Annotated in this window: 11 protein-coding genes; all 11 read right to left on the reverse strand. The window is 43.2% G+C overall.

From position 1 onward, the window contains the following. Positions 1–51: 51 nt before the first annotated feature. Positions 52–1,254 carry an MFS transporter gene (locus NST74_RS17290; RefSeq protein ID WP_341113504.1) on the reverse strand — a complete coding sequence of 401 codons (1,203 nt, stop codon included), beginning with the start codon at positions 1,252–1,254 and terminating at the stop codon, positions 52–54. 19 nt (positions 1,255–1,273) lie between these two features. After that, positions 1,274–2,302: an ROK family transcriptional regulator gene (locus tag NST74_RS17295; RefSeq protein WP_341113505.1), complete on the reverse strand. Its 1,029-nt coding sequence runs from the start codon at positions 2,300–2,302 to the stop codon at positions 1,274–1,276. A 161-nt stretch (positions 2,303–2,463) separates the two neighbouring features. Continuing rightward, positions 2,464–2,979 carry a GNAT family N-acetyltransferase gene (locus NST74_RS17300; protein ID WP_341115917.1) on the reverse strand — a complete coding sequence of 172 codons (516 nt, stop codon included), beginning with the start codon at positions 2,977–2,979 and terminating at the stop codon, positions 2,464–2,466. Between the two features lie 2 nt (positions 2,980–2,981). Beyond that, positions 2,982–4,184, reverse strand: a complete 1,203-nt coding sequence (locus NST74_RS17305) for a Gfo/Idh/MocA family protein (RefSeq protein ID WP_341113507.1) — start codon at positions 4,182–4,184, stop codon at positions 2,982–2,984. Continuing rightward, complete coding sequence (locus NST74_RS17310; protein ID WP_341113508.1) at positions 4,181–5,041, reverse strand: metallophosphoesterase family protein; 861 nt, start codon at positions 5,039–5,041, stop codon at positions 4,181–4,183. Before NST74_RS17310 ends, NST74_RS17305 begins: the two co-directional genes overlap by 4 nt. 12 nt (positions 5,042–5,053) lie before the next feature. Further along, positions 5,054–5,962 carry a carbohydrate ABC transporter permease gene (locus NST74_RS17315; protein ID WP_341113510.1) on the reverse strand — a complete coding sequence of 303 codons (909 nt, stop codon included), beginning with the start codon at positions 5,960–5,962 and terminating at the stop codon, positions 5,054–5,056. A gap of 12 nt (positions 5,963–5,974) precedes the next feature. Continuing rightward, the gene (locus NST74_RS17320) at positions 5,975–6,865 is read right to left on the reverse strand and encodes a carbohydrate ABC transporter permease (protein ID WP_341113512.1); all 891 of its coding nucleotides are present in this window, start codon (positions 6,863–6,865) and stop codon (positions 5,975–5,977) included. A gap of 103 nt (positions 6,866–6,968) precedes the next feature. Next, positions 6,969–8,339, reverse strand: coding sequence for an ABC transporter substrate-binding protein (locus tag NST74_RS17325; protein WP_341113514.1), 1,371 nt, complete (start codon positions 8,337–8,339; stop codon positions 6,969–6,971). 33 nt (positions 8,340–8,372) lie between these two features. After that, entirely contained in the window at positions 8,373–9,260 is an 888-nt protein-coding gene (locus NST74_RS17330; RefSeq protein WP_341113517.1) for a DUF6923 family protein, read from the reverse strand. 138 nt (positions 9,261–9,398) lie between these two features. Beyond that, positions 9,399–10,253 carry an AraC family transcriptional regulator gene (locus NST74_RS17335; protein WP_341113518.1) on the reverse strand — a complete coding sequence of 285 codons (855 nt, stop codon included), beginning with the start codon at positions 10,251–10,253 and terminating at the stop codon, positions 9,399–9,401. 183 nt (positions 10,254–10,436) lie between these two features. Continuing rightward, the gene (locus NST74_RS17340) at positions 10,437–12,218 is read right to left on the reverse strand and encodes a methyl-accepting chemotaxis protein (protein WP_341113519.1); all 1,782 of its coding nucleotides are present in this window, start codon (positions 12,216–12,218) and stop codon (positions 10,437–10,439) included. Positions 12,219–12,301: the final 83 nt, after the last annotated feature.

Raw genomic sequence — 12,301 nt, forward strand, 5'->3', positions numbered from 1 at the left:
TTCTACATCTATATATATGAAGGGTTAGTCCGTAATATATTCATTTCAAATTTAACCTACATTTACTTTAGCTGAATTTTGATTAAGCTTCTCTGTACATAAGAGCATGACTATTGCGAAAAAAACAATCATCGCAGGGAAAATACCCAGCGTAAAATTCGAGGCGAGTAAGCCGATAAAGGGCGGCATCAGCGTGGTACCTGTATAAGCCGTTGCCATCTGAAAGCCCATAATCGACTGGGCATGCTTCTTCCCGAAACGTACTGGGGTTTCATGTAGCATACATGGAAAAATAGGAGCTAACCCCAGACCTATAATCATAAATCCTACTAGTGAAACTATCGTTGGAAGCGGCAGTACTAACAATATTGTACCGATTAAAGCAATAAGTTGACCATATCGAATTAGCTGTTTATTACTCATTCTAAAAGTAATGAAGCCCGTCACCATTCTACCAAAAGTAATCCCTAGGTAAAAAAACGACACCCATGTAGCAGCAGTCGATGCAGGGACATCTTTGATATTCACAAGAAAACTGCTCCCCCATAACCCCATACTCGTTTCAATGGCAGAATAAAATAAGAAGGTTAACATCGCTAGTTTTACCCCTCTTAGTTTCCAAGGCTTTGTGTTCTCAGCTGCATGTTCTAGCTCAGACTGATTGAAGTCATGATCACTTTCAACATTTGGATTGCTATTGTTCCCAGCCACTTTTTTCCATAAAGGCAGCGTGACGAATAGAATAACCACTAAACTCAATTGAATATAAGCAACCGTAAGATAACCTTGTCGCCATAGACCTTCTCCAGAGATAAAAGATCCCATAATAATAGGCCCCAGTGTAGCGCCTACACCCCAGAAGCAATGTAACCAACTCATATGATGCGCTTTATAGTGCGTAGCAACATAACTGTTTAATCCGGCATCTACAGATCCTGCACCTAAACCTAGTGGAATCGCAGCAACAATTAACCAGACTAATGAAGGTGACCATGCAAAACCAAGCAACGCTACAGCAGTCATGATACAGCTTACAAGGGTCACTTTCCCCGTACCAAAACGTTTGAGGATTACACCACTCATCAAACTGGATACAATCGTGCCTACTGCAATAACCATCGAGAGGATTCCAGCAGTACCTAATGAAGCATTTAAATCCATTCTCATCACCGGCCATGCGGATCCAAGCAATGAATCTGGCAGTCCTAAACTAATAAATGCTAAATAAATAATAATTAGAAAAAAAGTTGCCATCGTTATCTCCTTAAGGGTTCTAATCTATTTGTTGTGAAACTAATAAACCTAATCCAAGACTCTGTAATCCATTCAGATAATCACGCTTCAAGTCACTTACCGCTAATTCCGGAAGATGTTCCTTAGGAACGTATGTAGCAGTTCGCTCAGCGATTTGATTAACCATAGCTGGAGCTAATTCATCCTCACAAAAAATAATATAATGCGGATTCAAAATAGAGGTCATAGTAGCCACTAACCGACTAATCGCATCTACTTTATGATCCGCCTGCATGCTTGATCCACCTTGATCTCCAGTTAATGCTTCTATGAAATTCCGATTGTCATACTGGGGCATATATTGAACTTCTCCTGAAAAAAACGTCTTTCCCCGAACAATTTCACCATTAACCGCTATCCCAGCTCCCGGACCATTTTTCCCTAAATACAGATACATCAGAGAAATATTCTCCTTCAAATTTCTTTGCGCCATATAACCGATTACAGCGGCATTCATATCATTTTCCACAATGGTCGGGATCGAGAGTTGATCTTCTATATAGCTTTTTAAATCTAGATTCTGATATTTCTTATAACCCGGGATCAGAAAAATCTTCCCATGATTCACTGCACCTGGAACACCAATCGCCACGGAATGAATCTTAAGGTTGGCCTTTTTTTCACCTTCAATAAGCGAGACGAGTGTACTAACGTCTTCCTCAAGAATACTAGGTAAATTCCCTTCTTTGATTACCTCACCAATGCAATTATAGATGGTATAGTTCGTTTCATGTTTTTCCAAAAAAATAGCCATTCCTAATCGATAATTCGGATTATAGGCGTATCTTATTGCCCTTCTTCCGCCACTAGACTCATCAAGGCCAATGACCGTTACTTCCCCTGCCTCTTCCATCTGCAATAGAAATTTACTAATCGTTGGGAAACTGTATTGTAATTTTTGGTTTAGCTCTGCTTTCGTTGCTCTTCCAAGTTCTAATAGTGCAGTTCGAATATCTCGAATAATCTCAGATTTCAATTGCTGTGAAGGAAGTCGTTTATCACTTGCCATGGCTCACCCACCTATAGTCATACTGACTTATTAAATGCATTTAATAAGTCAGTATGACTATAGCAGGAATACAACTTAACGACAACATAATTTTGGATGCGGCCCCTCTGAAGCTCCAACATGAATAAGGGGGCACGAAGCCCCCCTAATTATCAACAAATTTAAAGCCTTTTCAAGATTCGTTCCCATCTTCCAGGATGGCTTTCATCCAAGTACACAGGCTGAAATCCTAATTTCAAATAAATGCGGATGGCGGGCAGTCTGAAATCATCGGTTTCTAAACATGCCACCTTTCCCCCTGAATCTCTTATTTTGTGTAAGACAGCTAGACTCACAGCATAACCGAGTCCTTTACCGGAATATTCTGGAAGCACCCCAACCATATGCAAGTACCAGTTCTTATGGTCCTCACTACCCGACTCCCAGGCCGTAGCTGTCGCAACAGGCTGATTCCCACGGCAAATGAACAGCAAGCGCTCAGAATAAAGCGGTACATGATCACTGATTTTATGTTCAAATTTAACTTCCCTCGTAAAAGAATGGCGGATAAGCTCCTCCCAGTTCCGTTCATCATCCGGCTCGAAATGACGAATTAGATACCCGTTAGGACAGTGAAAAACAGGTAAGTCGGACAACATTTCTTTTTTCATTACAAGCTTGGAGAGGGCCTGATCCACCGTCAAATCCTCACCTTCGATTTAAAATCAGGAAAGGCTATTGCTTTCCCGTCATTCTCTACTGATTCCATAGACAATGTAAACACAGAGCTCCAAGTAACGGCATCATATACGTCCACTGAAGGCGTCCGATCCTCCTGAATAGCAGAAATGAATTCCTCAAGCACCATAAAATCACCTCCGCCGTGTTTCGTCCCAGCAGCATATTCGCCCCATTTTTTCCATGTTGGATGATCATAGAGTGGCTGATAGCTGCTTAACGGCTCCCACATTTCCTCTCCATCCGCTAGATTTTTGGGCGAGAGATTCTTGAACCAGATCAAATCCTCTTCGTACTGATGACGACCCGTAATATACGCTCCCTCAGTTCCTTGCAGCAAATAATGTGTTTTATTATGGGGTCTAACGGAGGACCAGTCTACGCGCAGTTCAATTAGCACGCCCTTTTCCGTTTCAATGACCGCAACCGCACTATCTCCTTGCCGCCAGAATCCTTCCCGTGCTGCCGGGTGATCTTTTCCATAATACTCTCCAAAATAATATTGTAAGGATCTAGATTTGGAAACAAAAGTCGAGACGCTTTTTAGGCGATCTCCATTAGGCTTATTGAGGTTAATCCAATGCGCTACTGGCCCTATAGAATGCGTCGGATAATTGATCCCGTTATACTGTTGATGTAATTGCCCCCGCCAAGTCAGAGAACCATCCGGATGATGAGTCAAATGACGTAAATCATGGATATAGCCGCCTTCCAGATAAGTAATTTCACCGAACATGCCTTGATCCGCCATATGTTTAATCGTTAGATTAGAGCGCGAGAAACAGTAATTTTCAGACATCATATATTTAAGTCCGGTTTGTTCAACAGTTTCTATAAGCTCCCAAGCTTCCTCTAAGGATTGGATCGAAATCACTTCGCTTAGGACATGTTTTCCTGCTTTTAAAGCATCAATAGATTGTCTGGCATGCAAATGCATGGGGCTTAAGATAAATACCGCATCAATCGCTGAATCTTTTAGCATTTCATGATAATCCCGATACGTTCGAATTTCCGGAAATTTCTCTTTCCATTGGTTAAGCACCCACTCATTCAAGTCACAAGTGGCGGTCAGATGTATCCGATCCGATAGAGAGTACAGTGCATTCATAAAACTGGCCCCGCGATTCCCACCTACGATCGCTAATCTTACTGGCTGACGATTCATTGCTGGTCCACCTGCCTTCTGTCCATTTGAACCCGATTGATGATTAGTTCCTGATCTCTTGTCTCTCCTTCAGCCTGCGGATATTTTTCATAATCAAAAATGCTGAAGGTAAATAATGAAGACCACTTACTCAATTGCTCGCTGGCCAGATTAACCATCTCTAACCTGATTTCATCTTCAAGCACAGTAAGGATTCGAGCAGCAGGAATATCCAGAATAGAGGCCGTTTGAATGAAATGCCAGTTTTCTTTACTTACGATGGAATGTACATGATTGTGGCCATTGAAATAGAAGCCCACACCTTGCCACTGCTTCAATATCGGCCAAATATCCAAGCTGGGATCCAGTGACATCATTGGCTCGGTGGATCTAGCTGTCGTATTATACAGAGGATGGTGGCCGAAAACGAATAAAGGCTTTTCCGATTTCCGCTTCATTTGTGCTTCGAGCCAGGCTAATTGTTCATCATCAAGGGTTCCGCTCCAATCATCTCGATTTTCCCGTGCGGTATCCAGCAATATAATGATCGCATTTGTTTCTTCGATAACACTGTATCGCTGCTGCCGAGTGACCGAGAGGATTTCTTGTTTAGGATAAGTGTACGTATCATGATTGCCAAGAACATGCAGAAAACGTCTAGGATGTTTGCTGTCTTTAATCTTACTCAGGATATAATTAAATTCGCTAAATTCTCCCGCATGAACCATATCCCCCACAGAAATATGATAATCAGCTGGAATGGACAAGAATAGATTCATAAATTGCTCGTAAAAAGCATCTCGTGCCTCTTTAATCAAAACCTTGTTGTTTAACAATTCGTCCGGATAGTGTAAGTCCCCGATAATCGCCAGCCTCATAAATGCCTCCTCCTAACCTTTAATGCCAGAGCTCATAAAACTTCCTATCACTTGCCGCTGGAACAATAAGAATCCAATCATTAAGGGTGCCGAAACAATTAGCGTAGCCGCGCAGACATCCGACCACTGTGCACCAGCTTCCGTGGCTTTTGCGAACATCGCCAAACCTACGGTTAATAAGCGATTCTCCTCTGAATTGGTTACAATAAGGGGCCACAAGAAATCATTCCAATGAAAGCTGACCGACACGATAGCAAAAGACACATAAATGGGGCGTGACAAAGGGACATAGATTCTTGAAAGAATATGCAGTCGTGAAGCGCCTTCCACCCGGGCGGCTTCATCGAGCTCATAAGGTAACTGCTTGAAGGACTGCCTTAACAGAAACACTCCAAAGGAGGAGGCAAAGTAAGGAAGCATAATCCCTAGCTTAGTATCCAGCAAACCCATTTCGTTCAACACCTGATAGTTGGAAAAGATAAGAACATCCGGTGGCACCATAATTTGCACTAAAAATAACATGAATAGCAGATCTTTTCCGAAGAAACATACCCGCGCGAACGCATAAGCAGCCATCGTCATCGTAACCAGCTGCACAGCAAGAACAACACCGCACACCAGCAATGTATTCATTAAAAACCGTCCAAAAGGTGCTCCATTCCAGACATGAATCAGATTCTCAAACGTGAAGCTCCAAGACCATCCCGAGTCAATAGCGATATCTTTGGGTAGAAAAGCCGTTCTTACCACCCATAGGAAAGGAATGATCCAGACCGCGGCAAAAGCAAATCCAACCGCATGCCACAGGATCTGCTGGATTCGGCGCTTCGTTCTTTCGGAGTTTAGAATGCGCTCCTCTTCTAAAGCTTTACTGCTATTCTGCCTTAATACTAAGGGCAGCTTTAGTGGATTATCCTCCATGGATTCCACCTCCTATTCATAATGGATTTTCCGATCCCAACCAAAAAACTGCAGGGAGGAAATAAGGAGCAGCAGTACGATCATGATCACCGTCATTGATGCGGCCATCCCTTGATCGTAGAAATTAAAGGTCGACTCATAGATATAATAAAGCAGCAGGTTACTCGCATTATTCGGACCGCCCTTTGTCATAATCCAGAGATGGTCTACCAGCTTAAAGGAATTCGTTATCGCTACAACGGCCACGAACAGTGTAGTCGGCATCGTGAGCGGAATTGTGATTCTACGAATGGCAGTGAACGTACCGACTCCGCTTACTGCAGCGGCTTCATATAAATCCTTGGGAATTTGCTGCATTCCTGCTAAGTAGAAAATCATAAAATATCCGGCTTCTTTCCAGATCATCATGATGACTAATGCGCCCATCACTGTATCAGGTGTTCCCAGCAAATTCACAGGCTGATCCACGATCCATGAAGCCAGTCTGGCAAAGAGCCCAAAATGAGGGGTATACAGAAACAACCAGATGTTCGCCACAGCGATCATCGGGATCATATTCGGATAGAAAAAGGAAAGACGTGCCAGTCCCCGCCCTTTTATCGCCTTATCAGCAAACAGTGCCATCAAGAAAGCCAAAGCCAATGAAGTGGGTACTGTGCCAATGGCGAACCATATATTGTTGCTGAACACCTTCATAAATACATTGTCATGCAATAGATTAATGTAGTTGTCAAAACCGACGAACAAAGGCTCAGGAGTCGCTAAATTTTTCTCATAAAAGCTAAGCCAAAGCGATTTAAACATAGGGTAATAAGTAAACAAGCAAAGGAAGAGCAGCGAAGGCAACACAAGTCCCCAGCCGAATCCGTTTCGTCTAAGCCTCTCACTCCATCCGGCATTCATACCATTCAATCCTTCCATGATTAAGGTTTCTACGATTATTGAATAAAGGAAGGACGCCAGGACAAGCTATCAAGCTGTCCTGGCGTATCCCATACCTCAAAGACTACTTATTGAAGGGAGCAAGTGCCTGTTCTGCTTCTGCTTGCGCTTTTTTGAGCGCACCTGCTGCAACAATCTCTCCTGCCAATGCCGCTTGAATCTGATTCGTAATTGCCGTCGATACTTTACCATGATTATGAGTGGACAATTCTCGGAACGCGTATTCCAATTGATCTCTCGCCACCAAAGCTTGCGGGAAATCCGCCGTATATTTCTTCATTTCATCTGTATCGTAAGCGGATTTTCTTACACCAACATAACCGGATGAGCTGCTAAAGAGGGCAGCCTGTTCTGAAGCCGTCATGTATTTGGCGAATTCCCAAGCTGCGGCTTGTTTCTCTGGAGATGTTCCCTTAAAAATATACAAGTTACCACCGCCTGTAGGTGATCCAAATTGCTTTTGTGCGGGCGGGAACGCTACCCCGAATTCGAACTTCGCGTTATTTTTTACGTTGGTTAAGTTGCCGCTTGTATGCATCATCATGGCTGTTTTGCCTTGAATGAAATCTGTCGGAACCGTGGCCCAATCAATAACACCTTCCGGCATCGCCTTATATTTATGGGACAAATCTAACCAGAATTGCAATGCCTCCACATTCTCCGGCGTATCGAACATCGCTTTTTTGCCCTCGGAGGACATTATGTTTTGCTTCGGATCGGAAGCATTTTGCCGAGCAAGCATTTGGAACATCCAATACGAATCATCATTGCCCGGAATTTCCAGTCCTACATGACCGTCTTTGTTCAGCTTCTTAGCATAGGTTACAAGCTCACCCCATGTAGTGGGTGGTTTCTCTGGATCAAGTCCTGCGGCTTTGAACATTTCTTTGTTGTAATACATAACAATCGTGCTCCGCTGAAAAGGCAAGCTGTACGTTTTACCTTCAGACTGTGTATCCTCTACAAAGGCGGGATAAAAATCAGCCATCTGAATATCCGTGTCCTTTGCAATAAAATCATCCAACGGAATGATTGCATTCATATCGAGCATACTGTACAGCTCTGTTGACATCATGACCGCCACATCCGGTGGCTGTTTGGCCTGCACACCCGCTTGAATTTTTACGGTATTGTCACCGTAATTACCTGTGTACACGGGATTAACCTTAATTTCCGGGTGCTGCTCCATGAATGCACTAGCCATCCCATCGATTACTTTAGTAAGAGGGCCACCCACATTAACTGGATAATAAAATGTAATCTCCACAGGCTTAGCGGCTGGAGTCTCTGTGGATTCCGGAGTTGCAGCGATTGCTGTGGGTTGAGCGCTATTTTCTTTGGCTTCAGCCGTACTGTTATTAGATTGTCCACAGCCCGCTAATGCCAGCACTGAGATGGATAGTAGTGTTAGAATAGTTTTGGTTTGCTTAAGCATTTCTGTTAACCCCTTTTTTCGCTTGGATTTAAATTAAAATGCATAATGGCGAAAGTTCACACTAATGCGATTCGAGCCTACATCAAGAATATGGAGCTGTGCACCATCAGCGGTAGGCAATACAGCAATTCCTTGGGCTTCAGTACCACTAGGCAGATTGCGATCAAAGGCAACAGATACGTTTCCAGTCTCAGGATCAATCTGATAAACCGTTTGGGTTGCATTATCCGTAGAGGCATACAGAACACCGTTGTACACTTCGGCACCTTGAATTCGATCAATACTTTGGGAAAGTGGAACGGTTGTGATCACATGCATATCGTCAAGACTTAGTACATTCAAGACGCTTGCATTACTCCACTGAGCTGTGTAGACCTGACCACGAGCGGCATCAACAGCTACCCAAGGCACACCGCCAATATGCAGATTTAGCGGCAAAGCATAGGATGTACCCGTATATTTCAAAGTGTTCACATCATAGAGAGCGATGTAAGGATGCTGATAGTTTTTGCCGTCTTCAATAGGAGCGTATATTTTACCGTTATAGTAGGAAATATCACCGATATGGTCTCCACCTTGGGAAGCAATCTCCTGTGGAATAGCCAATTCATTTCGTGCTTTTACGGATTTCCCATCAAGTCCAGTCCGTAAGAGCCCATACGAGGAATTAAAGATCCATGAATACCCATCTGTAGCCACCCCTTGTCCCCGTTCCAGGGCATCAAGTAACCAGAAGGTTTGCTTGGATACTTCATGCCATCCAGCAGTGATCGCTGAAGCTGAAGTTGACTCTGCACTGAATTCTACCTCGGTGCTTACTAGGGTATCCGGCCCGACAGGTGTGGCAGATGCTACTAAAGATAAAGAACTGGTCGTAAGTACCCCCGCGCAAATCAGACTGAATAATCTCTTTAATCTCATGTTTTCTCTCCTCCTAATAAGGTTGTAGTTCGGCATTTGTGCGCCTTACTTCAACCTTATTATAGGAGCTGGCTCCAGTCCTCTAATTGAACAAAACACTTCTTTCCTTGAACAAAACTCTCATTTGCAAGAATAAAATCAATAAATCATATGATTAGGTTTGGAGGAGCTTTGATTCGCATACAGCTTTGGGGTTAGGCCGGTTTCCCGCTTGAACAATCTAGTAAAATGACCTTGATCGGCAAAACCAACCTGAGATGCAATTTCCTTCAAACCAATTTTTCCGGAACGAATAAGAAATTTAGAACGTTCGATTCTCAGGCGAATTAAATAATTATGGGGTGTATATCCTGTCTGTTGTTTAAAAATCCGAATAAAATGCGACTGGCTCATATTAGCCATGCCAGCGAGATCAGTCAGTTGAATCTCATCTTCTAAACGCTCACGCATAAATTGAATGACCTGAAATATTTCTTGATTGGCTGGCGTTTTACTGTTTGAATGCTGGGGAATCACTGAAGAATAGTGTTGTAACAAGTGAATAATTAACATGTTGGATAAAGAGTCGCTATATATTTTTCCTTTGGCACCGCCATTCTGTAATTCCTCCAGCATCCAAAGCCCTAATTGCAATAGCTTAGAATCCTTGACATGAAATTTGCGGTCCAACTGAATATGGCCTTCCTTCAGATAACCAGATTCACGGGCAATCTCTTCGAGGACTGATGGCGTAATTTCAATTTTCAAAAAATAGAGCGAGGTTCTGCCCCATGGGCACAGAAGGCTCTCATTACAAGGGGTAATATGAATGGTGTAATAATTTTCGTAGTAGGCTGTGCAGTGAATTCCTATTAAATATTTAGACTCCGAGGATGGGGTGAAGGCTTGCTGCGGGCTATACCATTGCGAAACTTGAAGCTTATCCCAACCAAAAGCATCGCTTGCAAGAACAGGCTGGGAAGCTCTAAAGGACAATTCTTCCATTTCTTTCATATTCATCCCCCTTTTTTCCCCTTCAATATAGCAAGCCTGTATACGCTCCGCGTCAATGAACTGTAAAAGCTATATTAACTTCCAAGTAGAGTCAGAAGGTGTACGTCAAAACAGCAAAAAAAGAGGGGGGTCCCCTCTTTAGTAATTTGCATATTCTGTTACTGCAACGTTATGTATGAATATCTATTCCAATTTAAACTGATTTACTAAAACACGCATCTCATTCGAACCCTCTTGCAGCTTGCGAGCAGATGCGGCAATTTCCTCCATAGATGCAAGCTGCTCTTCGACGGCAGCAGATACAGTCTGTGCAGCTGAAGCTGAGTGCAATGAAACCTGTTCGACCTCCATCACCGAAGCAGATATTTGTTCAGAACCAGTGTACATCAGTTGTGCAGCGGTCGAGGATTGTTCCACCTGATCAACGATGGTCCGGGTGGCCTGCAAAATGCGTTCAAATGCTTTACCCGAATCATCAATCGCTTGAACCCCTGCTGCGACTTCATTTTGCCCCTTACTCATCGAATGATGGGCATGGCCAATACTCGCAATAATTTCTTCTACCATGACTGAAACCCGCTCGGCTGCTTCACTTGTTTGTCCCGCCAGCTTACGGACTTCACTAGCTACCACTGCAAATCCTCTGCCTTGTTCCCCTGATCGGGCAGCTTCAATTGCCGCATTAAGCGCTAATAAGTTCGTTTGCTCAGATATTCCTTTAATGGTGCTAACGATAGTACCGATTTGTTGAGACTGCTCATTTAGACTAGTAACAGTGCTCCCTAAATCATCAACAGTGTTACTTACAGCGTTCATTTGTGCGGAAGAGTTAATGATTAGGTTGTTTCCTCTATCCGCCTCTTCCAGTGTTTGCATGGACAGCTGATAGGCATGGGTAGAAGCTTCAGCTACTCGATGAATCTCTTTTACCATCTCCTCCATCGACTGAGAAGTCTCTTGTGTTGAAATAGCTTGTTTCTCACTATTATTCGCCACTTCAGTCATTGAGGATGAAGTCTGAACAAGTGCTGCATGGGTTTCACCTAACGTCAAAGACAACTGTTTGGAGGAAGAAGCTAATAACTCCGAACTTACGGTTAGATTCCCGACTAATTGCCGAATATTTCCTGATAACTGATTGAAGCTGGTTCCCAGTTGTCCGATCTCATCCCGATTGCGCACAGTCAATGCTTTACCACTTAGATCCCCTTGAGCGATTCGTTCAGCTTCACGGGCTATGCGGACAATTGGCTTAGAAATATGTTGCGCAAAGATAAGAATGACCGCTATCCCAAGAACTAGACATAGGATTAATGTGATGATAATTCCCTTGAGTATGTTCTGTTGTCCGGTGTTATAGTCTTGCATATAAGAACCTGCCGCAACCACCCAACCCCAAGAGGGTGAGAGCTTGGCATATGATATTTTCAGCGCTTCGCCAACCTCATGCTTGGACGAATCGTCCGGCTTAGGTAAGGGCCATTTGTAGTATGTAGCCCCGCCGCCGTTCTGTGCAGCTTTAATCAAATCTTGTATGTAAAAGAAGCCGTTAGAGGTTTGTTTGTCCCAAATATTATCTCCCTCTAGTCTGGGATGAGCAAGTAATTCTCCTTTCTGATCTAAGATGAAAAAGTAACCATTAGGTCCCAAATCGATGGCTGGATTAATCGGGCGTGTCCCATCTTCATTTTTGGATCCAAGTAGTAAAGTTCTTGCCTGCTCCTGTGCTTCCAGTTCTGACAACATCCCTGCTTGAACCGAGCTTTCCAAATTCTCAATCATAGCAACTGCTAGATTTACACTGGAACTCAGTTTACTCTCAATAAGCTGATTCGTTTCTTTCATAGAGATCTGATAGGCAACCACTCCTAATATTCCGATAGGAAGAATTAGTAAGGTCAGTGACATCAACAGCAGTTTCTTCCGAATCGTCAGTCGCAACCCTTTTTCCGCAGATTTTAGCATCTGTTCCTCCATATCCCAATAATATAAATTACAAATTAATACTATAGTACTAGTTTTGGGAATATAAATCAAAAAAAGATATT

The organism is Paenibacillus sp. FSL F4-0125, assembly GCF_038008565.1.
Lineage (GTDB): Bacteria > Bacillota > Bacilli > Paenibacillales > Paenibacillaceae > Paenibacillus_AQ.